The sequence below is a fragment of the bacterium genome (assembly GCA_040753085.1).
Taxonomy (GTDB): domain Bacteria; phylum UBA9089; class JASEGY01; order JASEGY01; family JASEGY01; genus JASEGY01.
In genome coordinates this window covers 1-22840 of record JBFMHI010000036.1, presented here as the reverse complement: position 1 = coordinate 22840, position 22840 = coordinate 1, and the positions used below count along the sequence as shown (strand labels likewise).

At 45.4% G+C, this 22840-nt stretch carries 19 protein-coding genes; 14 read left to right on the top strand and 5 right to left on the bottom strand.

The genetic code is table 11. The features are described 5' to 3' along the window. The 6 genes from AB1797_05965 to AB1797_05940 all read left to right on the top strand — a co-directional run. Window positions 1–498 (top strand): hypothetical protein (locus AB1797_05965; GenBank protein ID MEW5767160.1); only part of this gene is annotated, 498 nt, incomplete at its 5' end. A gap of 198 nt (window positions 499–696) precedes the next feature. Continuing rightward, the gene (cpaB, locus tag AB1797_05960) at window positions 697–1497 is read left to right on the top strand and encodes a Flp pilus assembly protein CpaB (GenBank protein MEW5767159.1); all 801 of its coding nucleotides are present in this window, start codon (window positions 697–699) and stop codon (window positions 1495–1497) included. A 390-nt stretch (window positions 1498–1887) separates the two neighbouring features. Further along, window positions 1888–2730, top strand: a complete 843-nt coding sequence (locus tag AB1797_05955; GenBank protein MEW5767158.1) for a pilus assembly protein N-terminal domain-containing protein — start codon at window positions 1888–1890, stop codon at window positions 2728–2730. After that, entirely contained in the window at window positions 2727–4196 is a 1470-nt protein-coding gene (locus tag AB1797_05950; protein ID MEW5767157.1) for a pilus assembly protein N-terminal domain-containing protein, read from the top strand. The genes AB1797_05955 and AB1797_05950 overlap by 4 nt, the downstream gene beginning before the upstream one ends. Window positions 4197–4233: 37 nt before the next feature. Continuing rightward, entirely contained in the window at window positions 4234–5478 is a 1245-nt protein-coding gene (locus AB1797_05945) for a response regulator (GenBank protein MEW5767156.1), read from the top strand. A 40-nt stretch (window positions 5479–5518) separates the two neighbouring features. Next, a complete protein-coding gene (locus AB1797_05940; protein ID MEW5767155.1) occupies window positions 5519–7285 on the top strand; it encodes a KamA family radical SAM protein in 1767 nt (588 codons plus the stop codon). On the opposite strand, the gene AB1797_05935 is transcribed toward AB1797_05940, so the two are convergent. After that, entirely contained in the window at window positions 7266–7469 is a 204-nt protein-coding gene (locus AB1797_05935) for a hypothetical protein (GenBank protein MEW5767154.1), read from the bottom strand. The two genes, AB1797_05940 and AB1797_05935, sit on opposite strands and share 20 nt — an antisense overlap. On the opposite strand from AB1797_05935, the gene AB1797_05930 reads away from it, so the two are divergent. The 8 genes from AB1797_05930 (at window position 7461) to AB1797_05895 (ending at window position 17894) form a co-directional block, all read left to right on the top strand. Further along, on the top strand, window positions 7461–10256 hold the full coding sequence (locus tag AB1797_05930; protein ID MEW5767153.1) for a choice-of-anchor X domain-containing protein: 2796 nt from the start codon (window positions 7461–7463) through the stop codon (window positions 10254–10256). The genes AB1797_05935 and AB1797_05930 overlap by 9 nt on opposite strands. A 184-nt stretch (window positions 10257–10440) precedes the next feature. Continuing rightward, window positions 10441–11328 (top strand): hypothetical protein, encoded by an 888-nt coding sequence (locus AB1797_05925; protein ID MEW5767152.1) that lies wholly within the window; start codon window positions 10441–10443, stop codon window positions 11326–11328. A 63-nt stretch (window positions 11329–11391) separates the two neighbouring features. Then, complete coding sequence (locus AB1797_05920; protein ID MEW5767151.1) at window positions 11392–11616, top strand: hypothetical protein; 225 nt, start codon at window positions 11392–11394, stop codon at window positions 11614–11616. Between the two features lie 345 nt (window positions 11617–11961). Beyond that, window positions 11962–13326, top strand: coding sequence for a CpaF family protein (locus tag AB1797_05915; GenBank protein MEW5767150.1), 1365 nt, complete (start codon window positions 11962–11964; stop codon window positions 13324–13326). A gap of 287 nt (window positions 13327–13613) precedes the next feature. Next, window positions 13614–14531, top strand: a complete 918-nt coding sequence (locus AB1797_05910; protein MEW5767149.1) for a type II secretion system F family protein — start codon at window positions 13614–13616, stop codon at window positions 14529–14531. Window positions 14532–14968: 437 nt separating this feature from the next. After that, window positions 14969–15907: a type II secretion system F family protein gene (locus AB1797_05905; GenBank protein MEW5767148.1), complete on the top strand. Its 939-nt coding sequence runs from the start codon at window positions 14969–14971 to the stop codon at window positions 15905–15907. Window positions 15908–16000: 93 nt separating this feature from the next. After that, window positions 16001–16165, top strand: a complete 165-nt coding sequence (locus AB1797_05900) for a hypothetical protein (protein MEW5767147.1) — start codon at window positions 16001–16003, stop codon at window positions 16163–16165. Then, complete coding sequence (locus tag AB1797_05895; GenBank protein MEW5767146.1) at window positions 16158–17894, top strand: sulfatase-like hydrolase/transferase; 1737 nt, start codon at window positions 16158–16160, stop codon at window positions 17892–17894. The genes AB1797_05900 and AB1797_05895 overlap by 8 nt, the downstream gene beginning before the upstream one ends. 342 nt (window positions 17895–18236) lie before the next feature. On the opposite strand, the gene AB1797_05890 is transcribed toward AB1797_05895, so the two are convergent. The 4 genes from AB1797_05890 to AB1797_05875 all read right to left on the bottom strand — a co-directional run bounded on the left by AB1797_05890 (window position 18237) and on the right by AB1797_05875 (window position 22507). Further along, a complete protein-coding gene (locus tag AB1797_05890; GenBank protein MEW5767145.1) occupies window positions 18237–19115 on the bottom strand; it encodes a CBS domain-containing protein in 879 nt (292 codons plus the stop codon). Window positions 19116–19764: 649 nt separating this feature from the next. Continuing rightward, window positions 19765–20049 carry a DUF3467 domain-containing protein gene (locus AB1797_05885; GenBank protein MEW5767144.1) on the bottom strand — a complete coding sequence of 95 codons (285 nt, stop codon included), beginning with the start codon at window positions 20047–20049 and terminating at the stop codon, window positions 19765–19767. Between the two features lie 337 nt (window positions 20050–20386). Then, window positions 20387–21796, bottom strand: a complete 1410-nt coding sequence (locus tag AB1797_05880; GenBank protein MEW5767143.1) for a UDPGP type 1 family protein — start codon at window positions 21794–21796, stop codon at window positions 20387–20389. A gap of 33 nt (window positions 21797–21829) precedes the next feature. Beyond that, entirely contained in the window at window positions 21830–22507 is a 678-nt protein-coding gene (locus tag AB1797_05875; GenBank protein ID MEW5767142.1) for a CDP-alcohol phosphatidyltransferase family protein, read from the bottom strand. Between the last annotated feature and the right edge of the window lie 333 nt (window positions 22508–22840).

Below are 22840 nucleotides of genomic sequence, written 5' to 3'. Positions count from 1 at the left end.
GTCCGTTCCGTAGACGGACAACCACAAGGGTTGTCCCTACAGCCTAAGGACAGACCCGAATCACGGACACGGCTCACGGATTTTCCGTGTTTCATCTGTGTGCATCTGTGGCTGAACGGTTACGAAAGAAGGTTAGCCATGTTTAAAGCGCCGGTATGGCTGGTCGTATTTACCCTGATTTTTTTCTCAGGCTGTGGACAAATGGGAGAAATACCAGAGAAGAAAGAGGCAGAGGTGCCGGGGTATTATGCTATTGTCAGCGGTAAGGAATACGGCCCGGTAGATATTGATACCTTAAAAAAATGGACTCGAGAAGGCCTCATAGCGCCTACCACTATAATCAAAAAAGGCAATAAATGTGCTTGGGCCAGAGATATGCGGGAACTCAAAAAAGATTTTAATCTCAGAGCCAAAACCATTGTAGATGATGAAGAGGGGGCAGAGGGTGAATTGCCGGAAACAAAAATCATAACGTCCTACCAACCGGATGATGACTAATCAGATGGCGGATGGCGACATAAAAATCTTCGTAACCGTTCATCACATGATGCTGGATCCTCGATGCTGGATGCTCGATCCTGGATACGGGATCCTTTACCAGCATCGAGCATCGAGCATCGAGGTTGTGTCTTTGTGCCTTAGTGGCTGAGGAGTTACAAATTCTTCAATCCAAAATTCCTAACGGGGGTGAGATAAATGAGAGGAAAAGGTTTCATTATAGTGGCCATATTAATTAGTTTAATAACTACAGGACTGGCTTATCTTTATTTTACCGGGGCGGAGAAAGCTCCGCCTCCTTTGCCGAAAGAAGAAGCGGCCATCCAGGTGGCGGTAGTTTATGCCGTGAGGGATATCCCGGCCAAACACATGATAGACGCCTCTATGTTAGCGGTAAAGAATATGGATCCCGAGATGGTCAATCCGGACACCTTCTCTTCTATGGATGAAGTGGAGGGACAATTCAGCCGGGTAGCCATCAGCGCCGGCTCACCCATCTTGCGGCCCCAGATGTATTCCGGCAATCGTCTCTCTTATGTGATCCCCCCGGGACGAAGGGCCGTAACTATTGTAGTTGACAGTACGGGAGCTGTTTCTTATCTGGTCAAACCAGGGGATATAGTTGATGTCATCGGAACCTTTTCCGAGAATTTTGCCGGCGAGGATGTAGCTAAAATTATCGTTCAAAATGCCCAGGTAATGGCTACCGGTCAAACTTATCAGTCTTTAAATGAAAAAAAAGCGGAAGAGGGTAAACCCCCGGCAGCCTTTGAAACCGTTACTCTGGCCGTTACTCCAACCGAGGCGGAAAGGCTTATCCTGGGTGCGGATAAGGCCATGCGATTCAGACTTATCCTTCGCAATCCGGACAGCCTGGCTCAGACCTGGACGCCGGGGGCAACCCCACAAGACCTCTTTGGAAAACAGCATCTTTCGGCCGGTAAGATAGAGATATACGATGGGACTAAGCGGACGGAAAAAGAGGTGTCTTCTGAATAAATCGGGGTAAAGCCGGGGTAACCGTTCAGGTATGCACGAATTAGCACGGATAAATAACACAGGACAGAAGGCGGAAGTGTAGGGACAGGGCTTGTCCCTGTCCGTGCTTGTCCATGTCCGTTCCGTAGACGGACAACCACAAGGGTTGTCCCTACAGCCTAAGAACAGACTCTAATCACGGACACGGCTCACGGATTTTCCGTGTTTCATCTGTGTGCATCTGTGGCTGAACGGTTACAAGCCGGGTAATCGGTTATCAACTATCGGTTAAGAATAACGTAACTACTCAGGTAGATAGACTGACAGCCTTCAGCCTTCAGCCTAAACACCTGAGAGAATAACCGGTAATCTAAAATCACCTAAGACGGGCCGGAAATTAAGGAGGCCAAAATGAACTCGAAACTTAAAACTCGAAACTCGAAACTCAAAGCGAAGGCGATCTTATTAATCTTAACTTTCCTTATGCTGCCTTCCCTGGTCTGGGCCAAAGAATGGGTAGTCGGCGCGGGAGATTCCATTATCATCCGGATTAAGGATATAACCCGGATTGCTATCGGGAATCCGGATATTGCTGATGCGGCCATGGTCTCACCTGAGGAAATCCTGATTAATGGAAAAAAGGGAGGCGAGACATCCCTTCATGTTTGGGTGCCTACAGGGATCATACCTCACCGGATCAGGGTATTGGAAGACAGCCTGCCCATTCATGAGATCAGGAAAATCGAGGGTCTGGAGGCCGTAAGGGCCTATACCTTAAAGGAGAGTATTGTCTTATCAGGAGAAGTCAGGACCAAAGAGAAGGCGGCGATAGCTGAAAAACTGGCCCATTCTTTTGGCAAGGAGGTAGTAAATCTTATTCGAATTACTGAACCCTTGTCCGACCTTAAAAAAGTAGAAGGGCTGGAGATGGTCGCCACGCAGATGATTGGGGACACCCTTATTTTAAAAGGCGAGGTGGCCACTGAAGCCGAGGTTCAGTTGGCCCGGTCATTGGCCGAATCGGAATATGAGCGAGTAATTAGCCTTATCAAGGTCATTCCGAATTTAAAAGAGGCTAAAAGTGAAAAAGAAATAGAGATTTACCGGGGAATTGTTAAAGAAGAAAAGATCATTAAGCCACCACTTATAGAGGAGCATGAATCGGGGATGGGGGATGGCGATTCAGGGATAGAGGAGACGAGTCACGACTCACTAACCACAATTTACGAAATAAAGGAGGATAGACAAAAATGAAAAAAGCCGGCATTCTTATTATGGTCATATTCTTTTTCTGCCTCGGCGCAGTTATGGCGCATTCGGAAGAGAAAGAGTGGGTGGTCAAAGAAGGTGATTCTATCGTTATTCGTATCAAGGGCATCAGCAGGATTGCCATTGGCAATTCAACGGTGGCCGACGCCACGGTTATCTCGGATAATGAAATCCTGCTTAATGGCAAAACCCCCGGAGATACCTCTCTTCATGTCTGGACTGAATCCGGACGGACGCAATACCGGATCAGGGTTAGAGAGAAGACCCCTGCTCTTAATGAGATAAATCAGATTGAGGGGCTGGAGGCAGTCAAGACGACTATCATCGGGGGGAGTATTGTGCTGGAAGGGGTAGTTCTAAATGAGGAGAAGAGGGGTCTAGCCCAGACCATAGCCGAATCCTTTGGAAAATCAGTGGTAAACCTTATCCGGGTAGCTGAAAAAAAATCATTAGAAGAAGAGGCCCTATTGCTCCAGGTCTCACAACCATCGCCCAGTCCTATCGATCAGATCAAGGAGATTCCGGGGCTGGAAGGGGTGACCTTTGTCAAGCTGGGAGATGGTCTTGTCCTGGAAGGAAGTGTGGCCACTCAACACGACCGCGAAAAGGCCGAGATCCTGGCTAAATTTCTTAAGGAGAAAGTGGTCAACCTGGTCGAAGTAGTTGGTCCGGTTCAGATTCTGGTTAAATTAGAGCTTATTGAGGTTACCCGAAATCTGTTAGATGAATTAGGCGTAAATTGGAGTTCCAGATTTAGAAAGCAGGATCCATCTACCTCAGTTGAGGTGGTTGGGCCTAATCTTTTTAAGGACACCTTCAATATTCAACTGGCCCGAACATCTCTGGGAGAAGCCTTGGATATCTGGGCTATGATTCAGGCCTTAGACAGTAAGGGTGAGCTTAAGATTATCTCTGCGCCCAGGTTGGTTGCCCTTAGCGGTCAAGAGGCTTATGTCAATATGGGCGGTCGGGTGCCTATTCCCAGTACCACCGAGGTTGAAGCTAATAAACGGGTCACGGACATTGAGTGGGTCGATTACGGGATTCAACTTAGGATAACCCCATTGGTAGATCAGCTAAAGAATATCAACCTCAAGATAGAATCAAGTATCTCTGAGCTGGATTGGGCCAATGCGGTCGATGCCCATCCGGCCTTTTTAGAGAAAAAGGTTTCTACGGCTGTAACCGTTAAGGATGGCGAGACCATTATCCTGGGGGGATTGGTTAATCGGTCTCAAGCCAAAAAATTAGATGAAGTGCCGATCTTGAGTCACCTACCGGTAGTAGGTAATCTATTCTTTAATCGCCAGGAAACTGACGAACGTAAGGAATTAGCGCTAATGATTACGCCTCAGATCATCTCTTCCGGGTATCTGGAGGAGATAAAAGAGCCTAACATCGTGCCTAATGAGACGGAGAGAATTAAACAATTGAAAGAACAGGTAAAATAAGTTTCGAAACCCGAAACTATATACAAAGGAGAAAGTAATGAACGAACATTCTACTATCCGGGTTTTGATAGCCGAAGGATCAACCCAGGCCAGAATCAATTTAAAGAAGCTTCTCTTTAATGTAGCCGATGAGGTAGAAGTCGTGGCTGAAATAGACAAAACAGAAGATGTCGTCGCTTCGGCTATCAAGACCCGACCTGATATAATCTTTCTCAATATTGCCCTGGAGGGGGAAGAAGGTGGAATGAAGTTGACCGAAGGCCTGGTAGAAGAAATTCCAGAGGTAGGCCTTATCATTATATCGGATCAGGAACTTTCCTCTCAGCAAATCCAGGAGGCAATGTTGGCCGGGGCAAGGGGTTTGCTTACTCAACCTATCAGTCAGGAGAAATTAGCCGGAACCCTTCGGAGGATAGTGAAAATTCAGGAGAAAGAGAGAGAATATATCAAGGCTGCCCCATCTGCCCTGCCTCCGGAGGCACGGCATAAGATAGTCACTTTATTCAGCACTAAGGGTGGTTCAGGAGGAACACTTCTTTCTGTTAATCTGGCGGTTATGCTGGCTAAGATGCTTCAAGAGGGAGGAGAAAAGGTGGCTTTATTGGACCTGGATCTCCAATTTGGTGACTGTGCCGTGATGCTTAACTTGACCCCAACCAGGACCATAGCCGGCCTGGTTAAGGAAATCTCCGAACAAGGCAGACTGGAGGAGGGCCTTTTGGAATCCTATCTTATCAAGCACGACTCTGGTCTAAGGCTTTTAGCCGCGCCCCTTAAGCCGGAGCAGGCCGAATTAGTCAACGGGGCACACATAGAGGAAATCATTAATGTCCTCAAGTTAAACTATAACTTTATCATTATTGATAGTCCTAAGTATCTGCATGATAGTCTTATTGCGGCTTTCAACCTGTCTAATCTAATCCTATTTGTCTTTACCCTGGACCTTCCGGCTATCAAGAATGCCAGACTGGGTCTTGATATTGTGGAGTCTCTTGGCTTTAAAGACAAGGTTTCCCTCGTCCTCAACCGAACCGAAACCCATATGGGGATTACCCCCCCTGAGGTGGAGGAGGCCCTGGATTATCCTATCCTGGGCCATATTCCCAGTGACGGCCGAAGGATCATCCCTTCTATTAACGAAGGGGTCCCTTTTGTTCTGGGGTATGAAAAGGAGAAGGTAACCGAGAGAATAGAGGAGTTAGCCAGCAAGATCATTGGAGGAGAGGAGGGGGCTCAAAAGAAGAAGGGATGGATTAAGCAGTTCTTTACATCCAAGAAATGATAAGACGCCCAGAATTTTTCCTTGAGGAAGAGGTGATTAAATGTATTTGAGGCTTAAAGAGGCCAATCCTGAAATCTACCAGATTATATTGGAAAGCGAGACCCCGGAGATAGCCCGGGCGAGACTCTTGCTTTATCTTAGCCAGAGGGAAATATGTCTTGAAGGACAAAAGAGAGAACTCAATCCCCTAAAACTTACCCTGATTAAATATGCTATTAATGTCTTGCGGAATATTTCCGACCCCCAAAATGAACGATTAAGTAATTTCAGCGCTCTGAAGGCGCTGTGGGAAATTATTCAGGGAAAAGAGGTGGAGGGGATCACGCCCGGCTTTGTGGAAGAGTTTAAACATATTTTTCTGGGTATAAGCGACCATCCGGGGATATACGAAGGCGAGCTGCCTTTGTATCTGAGCTCAGAAGGACGAGAGGCGGCCATAGAACGATCAAGCCATTTGGATAAATTAGCCGAAGTCGCCTTTAGATTTATGAAAAGATATCCTTCAGGTCTTGAGGAATGGGTTAAAGAGGTCCGGAAAGAGAACAAGGCCAGGATCATGGCCTATTTTGGCGCTTCTTCTGCCGATTGGCAGAATTACCGATGGCATCTAAGCCATGTCATCACCGATTCCAAGACCTTAGGCAGCTTGATTGACCTGACCGAGGATGAGATCGAGGCCATCGACCTGGCCAGAGAAAATCATATTCCCTTTGGGATAACGCCTTATTATGCCTCTCTCCTGGATAAATCCGCTGACCGGACTTATGATCATGCCACCAGGGCCCAGGTAATTCCTATAAAATATTATATTCAGGCGATGATAGCCGGCCGGGAAAAACACGAGACCTATTTCGACTTCATGTTAGAGCACGATACCTCGCCCATAGATTTGATCATTAGACGCTATCCCATGATTGTTATTCTGAAGCCATACAACACCTGTGCCCAGATATGCACTTATTGCCAGAGAAATTGGGAGATCAAAGAGGTGTTGGCTCCAGGCGCCCTGGCCCCGCGTGATAAACTCGATAAGGCCATAGATTGGATCAGGCAGCATCCGGCGATCATTGAGGTCCTGGTAACAGGTGGAGACCCCTTTGTTATGGGAGATAATAAGATCAAATACGTATTGGATGAATTAAGCAAGATTGATCATATCGAAAGGATTCGCCTGGGCACCAGAACGCCCGTGGTTCTGCCTCAAAGGATAACTGATGAATTAGTAGCGCTTATCAGCAGCTATCACCAGCCGGGCCGGCGTGAGGTATGCGTGGTGACGCATTTTGAGCATGTCTATGAGATTACAGAGGATACGGTTGAGGTAGTCCGTAAGATTAGACAACAAGGCATCGGAGTGTATAATCAGGAGGTTTATTCCGTGGAGAACAGCCGTAAATTTGAAAGCGCCGCCTTACGAAGACTGCTCCGATTAGTCGGTGTCGATCCCTATTATACCTTTAACATGAAAGGAAAAGAAGAGTTGAACAAAATGCGGGTGCCTATTGCCCGACTGCAACAGGAGCAGCAGGAGGAGACAAGGCTTTTGCCCGGCATAGCCAGGACTGATGAAGCGGTCTATAACCTGCCTCGATGGGGTAAACACTACCTCCGAGGCTGGCAGCATCACAGAATTATCAGCATCCTGCCTGACGGAAGAAGGGTCTATAGATTTCATCCCTGGGACAAGAATATATCACCCACAGGCACTTATGTGGGCATAGATGTATCTATTTATGATTACCTGGAAGAACTGAAAAAAAGGGGCGAGGATTTAGAAGACTATAAGTCTATCTGGTATTATTACTAACCTCGATCCTCGATGCTCGATCTTTTACCAGTATCGAGCATCGAGCATCGAACATCGAGCATCGAGCATCGAACATCGAGCATACATTGATATGCCGGCCAAGGCTTATGCCTGATGGAGTCTTTTGACTGACTCTTAAGGGCTGATCGCTGACTAAAATAGGGAGGCAAATAACATGAAACAAAGTAGGATGATAGTGCTCGTTTTAGCCTTGTTGATTTTCCCGGTCGTTTCCCTGGCCGAGATCACTAAGGTTGAGGTTAGTTGGGATACGGCTCAGGAGCCACTAAACATCGGCGATACTATCCATTTCACGGCCTGGGTGGATGGACCCGGCCTGGTTACCGTTGGGATAGCCAGCATTCACGAGGGTATCCAGCTCTACGATGATGGCTCCAATGGAGACACCACGGCCAATGATCGGATTTACGCCAGGGATTATCGCATCAGTGAGGGTGACTCTATCAAGAACGGCTATGTCTTTTTCTACCTGGAAACACCTGATCAAAAGTTAACCAAACAGGCCGAAGAAAAGGTGACCATTTATGCCTCCAGACCACTTATATCCAATGACTCTGTCTTTCCCCTCCCTTTTGACCCCACCACCGTGCCGCCGCAAGGCTCACCAGGTGCCAAGATCAACTATACCTTGAGTGAAAGCGGGCAGGTTACCATCAAGATATACGAATCTTATTTGGGCTACCTTACCTCGCCTGATACGCCGGTAGAAATTATCGGTTCTGTGCCGGGGAAAGCCGGGGCCAATCAGGCCACCTGGGATGGACTGAAGGATGATCTTAGGCCTTATCCTGATAATAAATATACCTATGTGATTACGGCGGTCAATCAATATGGTAATGAAAGCGATCCGCCGGTGATAGGTAATATCGTTCTTTCGACGGTTAAATTGGAGATGACCAATAGTCTCATTTCCCCTAATCCATTTTCTCCCGACGATGATGAAGTAGCTGATTTTACAGAGATAACCTTTGATCTCTTTCTCTGGGCTACACCGGATCAACTCAAGGTATTAGATTTTCCGAATAATTACTTTTTAGGAACTAAAGGGACCGGATCAAAGGATCCCAGGCCCTATGTCCTGGTTGGATTAAAGGTTCATAGAGAAGGATATGAAGGCTTTACCTTTCCGCACGATCTGACGGAAGATGGAGATACCGATTACGCCCCCTGGGACTGGCCAGTGGACCAAAACGGGGTCTGGCTGGCACCAGATGGCTTTGAATTAGGGTTCAGCGACCTTCTGGATGTCTCCGATGAGAATAAAACTAATGACTGGGATACCCTTCTCCCTCTCAACGGTCCGTATACGGATGATCGTGGACGTTCCTACTATACCAAAAAATTCAGTGTGGGCTGGGATGCAGAAAATACACCCGATGGAACATATTCTCTTACCCTTCAGTCTCAACTTCTCTCTTACAAGATTCTCTTTGTCGCCTACGTCAAAGAAAGTGGTATTATTGTAGCGGAAAAATGGCATATGGAACCTTTGCGACCTGTGGGCTATGGGCTTTCAGCCGAGCCGGTAACCAAATCAGTGACCATAAAAAGAGTTAAGGGGCCGGGGACGGATAATCAGCCGCCGGTCATCTCCTCTTTTAAACCAAATAAAGATGAGATCGTAGACCCCACTCTTAAGCCGGTGACTGAAATTTCGGTGGGGTTAGAGGATGAGGGATGTGGGGTGGACTTTATCGCCTCCTCCATCCAGCTTCTTGATCCCCTGGGGGTAAGCATTCCGGCCAGGTTAATGCCTTATGGTGATAGTATCTTAAAATTAGAAGGGTTCGATATACCCGGCGGTCACCTGAGGCTATCAGGAGTATACACTGTCCACATTATTGCCCGGGATAAGCTGGGGAATAAAGAGGAGATTGAATATACCTTTACTATTGAGGATCGAAGCGCCCCAAAGGTAAGTGGCGTCTATATCAACCATCATCCCCTTGAACCCAATGACCCGCCCCTGACCGAGCCAATAACCGAGGTATCGGTTCAACTGAATGATGGTCCAACCGGTTCCGGCGTTGACCTGGATAGATCCGATCTTTACCTCCAGGATAAACAGGGAAATAAAATACTCGGGAACCTGGAAGGGGACCAAAAGAACTCAGAGCTTATCTTTCAACCAACGGTCAATCTGACCTCATCTGGAACTTATACTATTGTGGTGTATCCCAAAGATATAAGTGGCGCCGCCGCCATCTATACCTTTGATTTCGAGCTTGATCTTTCGGCTAATATCCTGATTACTTACCAAGGGCAATTATACGGCACTATCTATCCGGGCACCAGTCTTGTTCAGCAGCCGTCCTATGATCTCAGCAATTTATTAGTAGCCGAGGTCTCTTCTATTCAGCCGCTACCTACTGAAATTAGGCCCTTGGGTAAGATAATCAGGTTTTATAATGCTCAGAATCCCTCGCAGAATATAGAAGGTTGGGAGTTCACCCAACCCATCAAGTTGATTCTTCCCTATCAGGGAAGTGATTTCCTCTTAGGCGTGAGCAAGAGAGACCTGGCTGTTTATGCTTATACCAGCAGCAATCGTATCTGGCAGGCTCTTGGGGAAGCTGCCTTTGATCCGGACTTCGAGGCCCTTTCGGTCAGAATAACCAGATTGGCCGCCGCTTACACCTTAGCTTATCCGGCGCCCATTGAAGAAGGCCGTCTGGAGGATATCCTGACCCTCTCGGCCGAGTCCTTCAATCCGGACCGCGGAGAGGAAGTAACTATTGATGGCCTTGAAGGCGCCGATTATTACAGTATTCGGGTCTATGGGCTATCCGGGGATCAAGTCCGCCGGATAGAAGACGGCCAGACCTTTGGCTGGGACGGCCGAGATGAGGATGGCCGGATAGTATATAATGGGCTTTATATCATTAGAATAGAGGTTTCTAAGCAAGAAGAGAAGGCCACGGTTCACCGGCTGGTGGCCGTGATAAGATGAGAATGAGCCAATAGGGCCTGGTTCATTGTTTGAGCCAGTGGGGATAGAGTCTACGGTCTACCCAGTCCACATAGTCCACCTAGTCCATAGACGGTAGCTCGCCGGCTATTGACCATGAACCGTGGACCGTCCTTAGAGTAGCCGAAACGATGAACAAGACCAAAAAAGCGAGGTGACGACAAAAATGAGGAAGTGTTTAGCCATAACAGTGGTGGTTTGGTTTAGTCTGGTTGGTCCGGCAGCCGCTAATAAGGCGCCGAGGGGGGCATTTGATTTCTCCGGGCTGGGGGTTCGGGCGGCCGGGATGGGCCAGGCTTATGTGGCCTTGGCCAACGATGCCAGCGGGGCTTATTACAATCCGGCCGGGTTAACCCAGCTTGTCTCCCACCAAATCTCCTTTATGCATACTGATCTATTCTCTCTTGATCTGATTAGCGAGGAGTTCCTTTCCATTGCGACCAATTCTACGGTTAAAGGGGCCTCAGCTTTTTCCAGGGCCAGTATTGATTCAAAACACCGTTCCTGGGAAGAGCTGGAATATCTCCTCTCTTATGCCAAAACAGTTAATCCTTCGCTTTCCATGGGAGTAAATGCTAAGTATTTGCAAGAAGATTCCGATTTCGATATAGAGGGAGGCAAAGCCAGAGGATACGGCGCAGATATCGGCCTTATCTATAAGCCCATTGATAGCATTTCGGTAGGCGTCATAATCCGGGATATAATAAGCCGCCTGAAGTGGGATACTGAGAGGGAAGAACATCTTCCCTGGCAGGTCGATTTAGGTCTGGCCTGGAATAGCGCCTATTTGACCTTAGGGACACAAGTAAGTGGAGAACAAGATAGCCTGCTTAAAAAAGCGGCTATGGGAGGAGAATATCGACTTAAGGCAGGTAAAGAAATCGAGCTTAGCTTCAGGACCGGAGGCAGCAGTGTCTTAGAAAAGAAGCGGCAGATTCTCTTATCCTTCGGAACCGGAGTAAATTATAAATCATGGCAGCTTGATTACTCCTTCCAATATAATGAAGGCCTTCCGGATACTCACCGGGTTTCAGCCTTGATCAGATTTGAATAGGAGGGGGTAGAAGACAGAAGACAGAGGAGACTTCTGGCATCTGACTAAAGGGGGTGAGATATTATGCAAAAAACCAAAGGAAGATTTAGGATAGCTATTGTTACTTTTATTGCGGCGGCGATTGGGCTTTTAGGGCTGGCCTTGGGATTTTCCTTTAATATGGGGGGTCATGCGGATATTATGATCCTGGCTATTTCCCTGGTCATCATCTTGCTACTTTTTGCTAACACCATTTTTCTCTATGCCATTAGCTACGAGTTGAATAATCATGAGGGAGAGAAAAAATAGTAACCATTCATCACATGATGCTGGATGCTCGATGCTCGATACTCGATGCTCGATGCTCGATGCTCGATCCTCGATACTTCACCAGCATCGAGCATCCAGTATCGAGCATCGAGGTTGTGTCTTTGTGCCTTAGTGGCTGAGTAGTTACATAAATTTTTATCCGTGTCAATCCGTTTCATCCGTGTAATCCGTGTGCTATTATTTGTAATCTTTGTGCCTTAGTGGCTGAATAGTTATATTACCGATTACCTGATTACCTGATTACGGGGGCACAGTTACGGGAACGAGATGAAAAATGAACTCGAAACTCGAAACTCGAAACTTGAAAAGGCAGAGGTGAAAGATATGTCCCTGTTAAAAAGATTAGAGGAAGCCAGAAATATTCATCAGCAAAAAGACAAGGGATCTGCACCTCGACGGGTAGTGGAGAAAGAGCCGACCAATCCTTTAGCTAATCTCAGGGCCAAGGTCTATGACAAGATTGTGGAGGAAGCGGATGCCGAGCTTCTCAAGGAACAGGATGAGGAACTAAAACGAAGGCTCCTGGCCGAACAGGTAGAGGATTTTATTATTGAGGTTAGTTCCGAGGAGCATATCTCTTATACCCGGGCCGAACATGACAAGCTTTTAGACGATCTTATTCATGAGATTCTTGGTTTGGGGCCTATTGAGCCGCTACTCCAAGATCCATCTATCACTGAAGTTATGGTTAACGGTTACCAAAATGTTTACATTGAACGTAAAGGCCGATTGGAACATACCAACGTAACCTTCAAGGATGATCAACATGTCTTGCATATCATTGAAAAGATTGTCTCTCCTATTGGGAGAAGGATTGATGAATCAAGTCCTTATGTGGATGCCAGACTTCGGGACGGTTCCAGGGTGAATGCCATTATACCGCCTCTGGCCATTGATGGGCCTTCTCTGACTATCCGGAAGTTTTTCCAGGAGAAGCTTCAGGCGGATGACCTCATCAGGTTTGGATCAGTGACTAAAAAGATGATAAATTTTCTCTCGGCCTGCGTTCGGGCCAGGTTGAATATTGTTGTTTCTGGCGGGACAGGTTCAGGAAAAACCACCACCCTCAATGTGCTTTCTTCCTTTATTCCTCCGGAGGAGAGAATTATTACGGTTGAAGATGCGGCTGAATTACAACTCCATCAAGAACACACGGTTCGTTTGGAGACAAGGCCGCCTAATATTGAAGGCAAGGGTGCCGTAACGGTTCGCGATCTGGTCAGAAACTCCCTGAGGATGAGACCGGACCGGATTATTGTGGGTGAGGTCAGATCAGGAGAGGCCCTGGATATGCTTCAGGCTATGAATACCGGGCATGACGGCTCCCTGACCACGGTGCATGCCAATTCCCCCAGGGATGCCCTGGCCAGGATATCTACTATGGTTCTGATGGCCGGAATGGAACTGCCTATGCAGGCTATAAAAGAACAGATTGCCTCGGCCATAAACTTGATCGTCCAGCAAAGCCGGCTCCAGGATGGGAGTAGAAAGATTACCAAGATCTCAGAGGTTCAGGGCATGGAGGGTGAGGTGATTCTACTTCAAGATGTCTTTGTCTTCGAGCAAAAAGGAATAGGTGAAGATGGCAAAGTTCTTGGAGAGGTCCACCCCACCGGGATCAGACCTAAGTTTTATCATAAATTTACCGAGAAGGGAATCGATCTGCCGACGGAAACCTTTATCAGATAGTAACCGTTCAGCCACGGATGCACACAGATGAAACACGGATTTCCGTGAACCGTGTCCGGGAGTCGTGTCCGTGATTAGGTTGTAGGGACAACCCTTGTGGTTGTCCGCCTATGGAACGGACAGGGACAAGCTTTGTCCCTACAACTCCGCCTTCTGTCCTCGAATTATTTATCCGTGCTAATCCGTGTCAATCAGTGGCTGAACGGTTACCTCAGATAAAAAGAACACAGAGCACAGCGCCCAGAAACAGAGCCCTGTATTATGTGTTCTGAAAAGGAGTTTGTGTCATGTGGGCTAAATCAGAATTAAAAGAGCGACTCCGCCCTTATGTAGACACCTCTTATGTAGATCAGCTGGCGGCTCAGGAGAAAATTAACGGAGTCTCTACCAAAAGGGACCAGTTCAAGATATTACAGCGGATTGGAGATATCCTGGAAGGTATGAGCCTCTTTGAACGATATGAGGCCAAAATTGAGACAAAACTGGTCAAAGCCGGTTTGCTTCTCCGACCCGGTGAGTTTATGGTTATTATTGGCTTAGCTGTTTTAGTGGGAGGTGTTCTGGGGATTATTTTCTCCGGGGGGAAGATTTATATAGGCTTAATAGGGGCTATGGTGGGTTTCTATTTGCCCGGGCGATATCTTAATCGCCTCAAGAACAAGAGGACGAAGGCCTTTAATGGTCAATTAGGCGACTGCCTGACCCTCCTTTCTAATTCCCTTCGGGCCGGACATAGCTTTGTGCAGGCCATGGCGACAGTGGCTTATGAGACCTTGCCCCCTATGTCGGATGAATTTAAAAAGGTCTTACGAGAGGATAGCCTTGGGGTGCCTCTGGAGAAGGCCCTAACTGATCTCACGTCTCGAATAGAAAGCGATGATCTTGATCTGATTGTAACGGCTGTTCTTATCCAGCGCCGGGTGGGAGGAAATCTTTCCGAAGTCCTGGATAACATCGCTCAGACCATCCGTGAACGGATTAGACTTAAAGGGGAAATCAAGACTTTGACGGCCCAGGGTCGGATGTCAGGGTGGATAATCTCGCTCCTCCCCTTCTGTATCGGATTTATTCTCTATCTGCTTCAGCCTGACATGATGAAGCTCCTCTTTACAGAAAAACTGGGCTGGTTTATGATCGGCACGGGACTTTTTATGCAGGCGATGGGGATTATGCTGGTCAGAAAGATTATCGCCATCGAGGTTTAACTGATTTCGGATTTCGGATTGCAGATTAGTATTTTGTTGGATTTTATTTAACCCAATCTACCTGGTTGTTTGAACCACATCAAAAAAACAGCCACGTTCATTTTCTCTGAACATGGCTGTTTGGGGACACAACTTTCGGTTGTGACCTCGGCTGAAACCCTATTATAATTATGCCATAGATTTAGGACTTTGTCAAGATTTTTTTAGCGGAGGGTGTGGGAGTCGAACCCGATCCCAAAAGACCCCTTCGGGTTTCAGCCGAAGCCACGCACCGGCATGGTGCCACCCTCCATATGTAGCTTCTTTAACCCGGCTCATATTATACTACAGGCACCTTTAAATGTCAAGAAGAATGAAATGAAGCAGAGGGTGGATGGCAGACTTTTCCATTCTGCAATCTGCAATCCGAGATCCGCAATTCGCAGGGGTGTTTCAAGATGAATCTACTTATCTTAGCCATTATTTTTATGTTTACGACGACTGTCTTTCTCCTTATCTTAGGCACGGTCCAGTCGCGAAAAAACAAGATTTTGGAAAGACTTGACTCCATCTCGCAGGTTAAAGAAAAAAAGCAAAAGCCAGGAGAGGTAGAAGAGCTGGAAAAACCATTTTTCGAGCGGATCATTCGGCCTTATATTTCCAAGATAGCCGAGCGATTCAGTCGTCCTAAGGCCTCGGTGGCTTCCACCGGCCTGGATGAAAGGTTACTCTTAGCCGGTAATCCCGGTAAACTTGTCGCCGGTGAGTTCAGAGCCATCCAGCTTTTAGCCGCCCTTATTCTTTTCGGGCTAGCCGGATTAATTTGTGTGCTTTTTAAAGCTCCTTTGCCTTTTTTAATAGCCTTTACTGCTGCCGGCGTCGGTTTGGGATTTGTCGTGCCCAAGTTTTATCTGGGCAGGCTTATTAGCAAGAGACAAAAAGCCGTCCGCAAAGGTCTCCCCGATTGTCTTGATTTACTTTGCGTCAGTGTGGAAGCCGGTTTAGGGTTTGATATGGCCTTAGGCCGGGTGGTTGAAAAATTCAGAGGGCCTCTTTCTGATGAATTCAAGAAGGCCCTGGATGAAATCACCGTCGGCAGACCCAGAAAGGATGCCCTCAAAGATGCCAGTAAGCGTTGTGGGGTCGATGACCTGGAAATGTTTATTAATGCTATTGTTCAGGCGGAACAATTAGGGATAGCCATCGCTAACGTCTTGAGGATTCAGGCAGGACAAATGCGCACCAGACGCCGACAAAAAATAGAAGAACTGGCTATGAAAGCCCCCTTGAAAATGCTCTTCCCTATGGTCTTCTTTATCTTTCCTACCATCTTTATCGTGGTCCTTGGCCCGGTAGTCCTTAAAGTAATCACCGAACTTAGTGGTAAGGGGATTTAATCTTTTGTATCTCGGGGGCTAAACAATTACAAAAGATCAAAGATTAGAGGGTAAATATACTATTACCCCGCAACATTTGCGCTATCCGCGAGAATGTTACATGAGGCTCGATGCTCGATCCTCGATACTGGATATTCGATACTGGACACTGGATCCTTTACCCGCATCAAGCATCGAGCATCGAGCATCAAGTATCGAGAATCAAGCATCGAGCATCGAGGACTATTTGGTTGCAGCGGGAGGCCGCGCTATGTATAACAAAAATTTAATATTTTTCAGTCTTAAAGTTATAGCCTTATTTTTCTTTTTGATTGTAAACATTCCTCTTATCTGGATGTTAGCTTTATATTCCGGCAGTCTATTTTTGGAAATATATAAATGGCTCCAGCTTATAAGCATAATTTTGGTATTATACGTGTTTAAAAATAAAATTATTACCTTCCCAATGGCCAATCTGATTTACCTTTTTTATTCAATTTTAGCCGGATATTACATTTTCACTGATACTAAACTGGATTCTTCTTTTTTGTTGAGAAATCTTGGTGAGATAGATGATATTGTGCCTCGATTTATTTATCAATTTTCAGTAGTATTTTCGGTGGCCTCGATAAACTCTTTTATCCTCTACAAATTTCGGCCAAACTTTAAAAATAAATTTTTTTATATAATCCCAATATTATTTATCATTTCCCCTCAACTTATTCATCGCCAGGAGCTTAATAATGAATTGATTTGTTTTGTCGAAAGTATTTTTAAAAAAGATAAAGTGATAGACTATTACCAAAGTAATTATATCCAATTAATTCAAGACTCTATTAAACGTAAACATGACATTATTGGGCAAGCGCGAAAAATTAATAAAGAACAACTGCCCAAATATCTTGAGAACATCATTATCCTGCAAATAGAAAGCTTAAATGCAGATTTGGTTAATGAAAGGAACACTCCCTATTTTACGGCTATTAGTCGAGAGGGTATATTCTTTCCTAAAATTTACGGTAATAGCGTCCAAACAATACTTGGCCAGGAAAATATGCTCTGTTCCTTGCCTTGTTCCTTTGATGTAAGTTTAGTTGCTACTGAATATGACAAACAAGTTTTATCCTTACCGAAAATTTTAAAAGGAATGGGCTTTAAGACTTTTTTTCTGAAATGTTTTCACTTAAGCTTTACCAGAAGTGGCGAATTTATGACTAATATAGACTTTGATGAGGTACATGGTGTCGATATTATGGGTCCAAAGGATGTGTTATATCGTTGGGGGTATAAAGGGGATATTTTTTATAAAAGAGCTTTCGATTATTTCCAGAAAAATAAAAAAGAAAAATATAACTTTATATTCCTATCAATCGGGGCGACAAATCATTGGCCATTTAATATTACACCTGGCTTCGAGGATATAGTTCCCTACAAATATCCGAAGAATTTTCGAGAAAGATTTATAAATACCACATTCTTGCAAGATCAATATCTACAAGTTGCCTGGAGAGAGATAAATAATATCTTTCCTGAAAAAAATTACACCTTAATAATAACAGGAGATCATAGCTGGCCGGCCGGTTTTCATGAGAATAATATCTTTGGGGGAAAAGGAGCTTTTGAAGAAAATTTTGTCACCTCGACGATAATGATTATTGGAGATGAAGAGAAATATAAAAATAAGATTATTACTACCAGGTATAGCCTGATGGATATTATGCCCAGTATATTAGACCTTTTTGGCCTAAACTTTGTTAATAAATTTAGTCGTTCTTTTATTAAGGAGTTGAATGGAGAAGAAGTACCAAAAAGCAAAATTCTATTAGTCCAGCCATTTTCGGATAAATATCTCAATATTATTGATTGGCCCTTAAAATATCAATACAATAGCCACCGAAGAAATATTGTATTATATAATTTAGAAGAAGATCCGGGAGAAGAAAACAGCCAAATAATTAGTAATAACGAAGAAGAAAATCTGCAATTTATTAGAGAACTATTAAATTGAGAAGGTACCTCCACAATTTTATCCGAGAGCCTTCAAAGAATATTGGACATCGTTCCAAATTGCCGATCTACTTGTAAAGTCGTAGTATCGCCTCAACTCTCAAGTGTCTGTATTTAAGCTTACTAAGAGACAACCAACTACGAAAGGTGCGAACAAACGCGAAAAAGTTCTGTCTTTAGTTTTTCTTCTCTTTCGTGTCTTTCGCGTGTTTCGTAGTTTTTCTAACAACAACCCGATAAATAGCTAAAGTTACCGTAATGTCGTGGGCTATTCCATTATTTTCTTCGTGGCTTAGTGGCTTTGTGGCTGAATAGTTACGACGAAACAATGACCATCGCCCCGTTATTTTTTCCAGGCCCTCTTTATCTTCATAGCTGGTAGACAAACCAGGTCCCGGGCAGATATGATACCTACCACCCGGTCTCGGCTGGTGACCACTAAATGGCGAATACGTTTATTAGCCATAAGAGAATAGGCCTGATCGATCGGATCCTTGGAGCTGATAGTAACTGGAAAGCCGGTCATCACCTCTGAAGTTTTGGTCTTCTCCGGATCCAGGCTCTTAGCTATTACCCGGCGGACTATATCTGTTTCGCTAAGCACCCCCTTCACCTTATCTTCCTCCTTAATCAGGAGGGTGGATATCTGCTTACTTCCCATCAGCGTCGATGCCTTCAGGATATTTTCATCACCTTCCACCATCACCAGTTTCCGAGTCATTATCTTCTCTATCCGATCCCTTCGAGTCCATGGAAAACCTTTTATCCACGACTTTATTTCTTGCTGCCACTGGGCGGCTACTTCCTCTCCAACTTCTTCCTTCGGATAGAGGATGTCTCGCACCGAGACTATACCTACTTCCACCTCGCCTTCCTCTACTTTTTCCGCCACTACAATCAGATGACGAATACGGTTACGGGCCATAGAGAGATACGCCTCCTCGATCGTGCTGTAAGGCCTGATGGTAATCGGCCGGCGGCCGCTCATAATGGTTTGAACCCTTGTTTCATCCAGGCTTAGACCCGTCGATATCAGGGAGCGAACTATATCCGCTTCGGTAAGGATACCGATTGTTTTTCCCTCCTTACAAACCAGGAGAGAGCCAACCTGGTATTCTTCCATTATTCGGGCTGCCGTTCTGACCCTTTCATCATCAGGCACGATGAGCAGCTTATCGGTCATTATCTCATCTATCAGGGTTCTAGGCCAGTCTATATTCATTTTTTTCTCCTCCTTTGATCAGTCTGAACGCTCTCGGATAAAACCTGTTCCTGACAGGTTCAGGAATTGAGCGTTGATTTTATTAGCCTCTACATACCGTGAACTTTCCCTTCACCCCCATTGACAAAATTTTCTCCTTCGCCCCTGCAGGGCTTAATTTCCAATTCAATGTTCCGTAGGTTGAAACCTACGGCTAAATTCCTTTACACCTTCGGTGCATAACTAAATTTATTTTGAACGCGTTCGGATAAAACCTGTTCCCTGCCCCGTATTTAATACGGGGCCATCAGGGCAGGCTCTGACAGAGCCTGTTCCTGACAGGTTCAGGAGTTCAGAAATGGGAAATGAGAAGTAGGGATTTTTCTTTATTTACAGACTTCTACAATTTCCCTCACCGTGGTGTTTGGCGATATGAGTATTTATGGGGACGGAGACCCCCAAAGTCGAATAATTGGACAATTGAAACTCTAAACCAGATGGAGACTCGCCTTTCCTATGGCAAAACCTTCTATGTGAAGTCGGGGAAAAACCTGACAAAATGTCCAAAAAATAGCCCCCTTACATTGGCTATTTGGAGAAGTCTGTTTTTAATTATTTTATCCGTGCTAATCCGTGTTAATCAGTGGCTGAATAATTACGTTCACGGCCACTAAAAACCGAGTTTCCGCTTATCCTCTTCGCTGATCTTGATACTTCCATAGGTCTTTTCGTAATTAGAAATATTGTCTTCCAGCGCCTTAAGAAGATGTTTGGCGTGGGTGGGGGTAGTAATAATTCGACTCAATATTTTAGCCTCAGGCTTACCCGGTACTAAACGGCCAAAATCCATAATAAACTCGGATGGAGAATGCATAATATTAGCCATATTGACATAGACCCCATCGACTACCTTTTCATCAATAGTGGCCCTTAGTTGTTTCTCTTTTTGTGCCATATCTTACCCCCTTTATTAAGAACGGTCTCGGATAAAACCTGTTCCTGTTCCTGATTTAATCAGGGATTCAGGAATTGAGCGTTGATTTTATTAGTCATTACACACCGCGAACTTTTCCTTCACCCCACTTTTTAAATGGGAAATTAGGAAATGGGCAGTAGGAAATTTTCTTTATTTACTTCCTATTTCAATCCCTATACTTTTGCACTTTTTTATAACCACTTGAAATACAAATACTTTACAATAACCTCTCGTCATTCCCGCCAAAGCGGGAATCCAGTAATATCAGGGCTTCTGGATTTCTGCTTGCGCAGGAATGACAGAAAATGTGTGCCTGTTATCCCTCAATATAGAGTCTTCCATCGAAGGTAATATTTTTATCCACCTTTTCGACAAAAGACTCCCTGTCCAGGGCAAAGATCGGGCTAATTTCGACTACTCCGGCCACTTCTCCTTGATCATCCCTGGGAACCTTTATCTCCGCTGCTTCCAGCCACAAGGCATAAAGGTTTATCAAACCCCTTGTTACCGTGGTCGGTGAATTTTCCCCCTCTTTATTTTTAAGGGGCAAGTATTCCTCTTCCCTGACTACTTCTATGGCCGAAGCCTTTCCGGCCTGTGGCAGCATGTCAAAGATGAAGGTCTCGAATTTGATCCCGTTCGGGGCGGTTGGTTGTATCAAGCCCCCTGATTCGTCCAGGCAAGGAATAGCTTTCCTGGCTGCATGGAAAGGCAGATTAAAGCCTTCGGCTACCTTTTCCAGGAACTCCCGGCTGAAGACATATATGCCGATGGTTCCATATCCAAAGCGCAGAGAGCCATTATCTTTCCTGGCATACATCTGCTCTTCAGACAATTCACTGTATTCAATTATGCCGAACCTTCCATTGATCTGCCCGACCACGCCCATTTTTTCCTCAGGATAAAGTTTAGCCACTACCTTGGTTGACACCTCGGTCTGATCCAGGATATGATAGCCGATAAAGACCGGATCAGCTATATTAGCCAGGGCGTTGTCCACCTGGAAATAGAAGACATGTTCAATCTCCTCTTCTTGCATGGCTTCCAGGGCTCCGCTCTTTTTAAGAGCCAGGGGGCAGACGCCGTTACCAGCCGGGTTCATAAATATATTGCCCTTGTCAGACAAGATCAATCGGCCGTTAAAATCCACGGCCGGCATCATCATCTGTTTAAAAAAGCCGACCATGTCTTCAGGCAGGCCGAAGAATCGGTTTTGGGCAAAAAAGTCCCGGGTCTGACCATCATTAGTCTCGCTGGTCATAATATACCAGGGGATCTGAGTATGGTATATTCGATTGAGAGCTAATATCCGCTCCCCAAACAATTGAAAGAGACTTTTACCGCTAATAGGGCCGACCTTAAAAGCCCCTTTAGGTCCATCATAACCCAGCCTCGAAGCCTGACCTCCAGCAACCAGTAAACAGGCCACCTTGCCTTGACGCAGGGCGGCCTCACCAGCCTGACGCGCCTCGGCCCTTCTTTTTTTCGCCGAGGTTGTCTCGGGCAAAGTTATGACCCCTGTCGGCTCAAGTTTCTTATGGGCCACGGCTGATTCCAAAGATTTAAGATGCTCTTCAATAAGTCTGGCCAGGAGGGTAAAATCTATTGTTCTTATCTGGTTGAGAAGGCGCTCTCTGGCCGGCTCAGGCAGCTCATTCCAGAAACGCAGGATATGTCCCTGACCTGCCTGCTGAATCTGCTTAAAGAATTCCGGTTGATGGTTCATTCCTTGTAACTACTCAGCCACCAAGACACTAAGTCACGAAGAAGAATTGACATTCCTTTTAAAAATCCCCGACTGGCAAGCCAAAAGGGTATAATCTATGGCTGAAGCTAAAGTCAAAATAACGGCTGCGACAGTAATAAGCCCGACCATTTCATTCAAGAAGATTCCGTTTTTAAGGAAGGATTTCAAAAGCCACCCAAATATCATGCCTACCTGAAAACAATTAGTTATTTTCCCCAATCTTGAAACCTTGAGCATCTTTCTTTTTAAGACCTTAATTATCATTAGACCCACAAACATATAGATTTCCCGAAACACAATAGCCAAAAAGGCATATTTAGGAAAATCTGCCAGCTTAAAGAGAAAGGCCCACATGGTGCTAACAATAAGAAGCTTGTCAGCAATAGGGTCCAAAATTTCGCCCAGGAAAGTAGTTTCATGGCGAGTCCTGGCCAGGTAACCGTCCAGGATATCAGAGGCGGCAATAAGAGTGAGCAGGCCCACGGCGAAACTTTTAGTAATAACATTACCGTTAATTATAAAGGCAAAAATAAAAAGAGGGATGAGCCATAATCGAAAGAGAGTGATTTTGGTGGGTAAATTGATTTTGTTGACTATCTTTCCCCCCCAAAGATATGGGATAGCCCGAGGAAAAGCCGTTATCGGAACGGCAATTTTGGTAAGATAGTTGGCTCGAAAAAGATTTAACATAGGCCCTTCGTCCTTACTTTTGAACTCTCCCCTCCATTACAAGTCACCCTAAGTTTAATCTATTTTGCTTCATTTGGCAAGCATTTTTTCTCTTTTCGCCTAACCATCTTCCTTGACATTGAGGATGAGATGTGCTATCTTTATTAGTAAAAGTCCTGTAAATGCTCAAAACTAAGTTAAGCAGTTAGTTGGGAGACAAAGCAAAATTGGGACGGTTCACTTTAGTGTGAGAGCTTGCGTCTAAAAGATGAAGTGATTTGTAGCAAAATTGCAGTTAAATTTAACCAAGAGCAGATAGCGACAGGAAATTTTCAGGTGTTATTTGGTTAGGAC

Bases quoted from the DNA above. Each gene is read 5' to 3' on its own strand.
- AB1797_05950 (MEW5767157.1), top strand. From the start codon at position 2,727: ATGAAAAAAGCCGGCATTCTTATTATGGTCATATTCTTTTTCTGCCTC.
- AB1797_05925 (MEW5767152.1), top strand. From the start codon at position 10,441: ATGAGGAAGTGTTTAGCCATAACAGTGGTGGTTTGGTTTAGTCTGGTT.
- AB1797_05910 (MEW5767149.1), top strand. From the start codon at position 13,614: ATGTGGGCTAAATCAGAATTAAAAGAGCGACTCCGCCCTTATGTAGAC.
- AB1797_05940 (MEW5767155.1), top strand. From the start codon at position 5,519: ATGTATTTGAGGCTTAAAGAGGCCAATCCTGAAATCTACCAGATTATA.
- AB1797_05890 (MEW5767145.1), bottom strand. From the start codon at position 19,115: ATGAATATAGACTGGCCTAGAACCCTGATAGATGAGATAATGACCGAT.
- AB1797_05905 (MEW5767148.1), top strand. From the start codon at position 14,969: ATGAATCTACTTATCTTAGCCATTATTTTTATGTTTACGACGACTGTC.
- AB1797_05895 (MEW5767146.1), top strand. From the start codon at position 16,158: ATGTATAACAAAAATTTAATATTTTTCAGTCTTAAAGTTATAGCCTTA.
- AB1797_05900 (MEW5767147.1), top strand. From the start codon at position 16,001: ATGTTACATGAGGCTCGATGCTCGATCCTCGATACTGGATATTCGATA.
- AB1797_05875 (MEW5767142.1), bottom strand. From the start codon at position 22,507: ATGTTAAATCTTTTTCGAGCCAACTATCTTACCAAAATTGCCGTTCCG.
- AB1797_05955 (MEW5767158.1), top strand. From the start codon at position 1,888: ATGAACTCGAAACTTAAAACTCGAAACTCGAAACTCAAAGCGAAGGCG.
- AB1797_05945 (MEW5767156.1), top strand. From the start codon at position 4,234: ATGAACGAACATTCTACTATCCGGGTTTTGATAGCCGAAGGATCAACC.
- AB1797_05885 (MEW5767144.1), bottom strand. From the start codon at position 20,049: ATGGCACAAAAAGAGAAACAACTAAGGGCCACTATTGATGAAAAGGTA.
- AB1797_05880 (MEW5767143.1), bottom strand. From the start codon at position 21,796: ATGAACCATCAACCGGAATTCTTTAAGCAGATTCAGCAGGCAGGTCAG.
- cpaB (MEW5767159.1), top strand. From the start codon at position 697: ATGAGAGGAAAAGGTTTCATTATAGTGGCCATATTAATTAGTTTAATA.
- AB1797_05915 (MEW5767150.1), top strand. From the start codon at position 11,962: ATGTCCCTGTTAAAAAGATTAGAGGAAGCCAGAAATATTCATCAGCAA.
- AB1797_05920 (MEW5767151.1), top strand. From the start codon at position 11,392: ATGCAAAAAACCAAAGGAAGATTTAGGATAGCTATTGTTACTTTTATT.
- AB1797_05930 (MEW5767153.1), top strand. From the start codon at position 7,461: ATGAAACAAAGTAGGATGATAGTGCTCGTTTTAGCCTTGTTGATTTTC.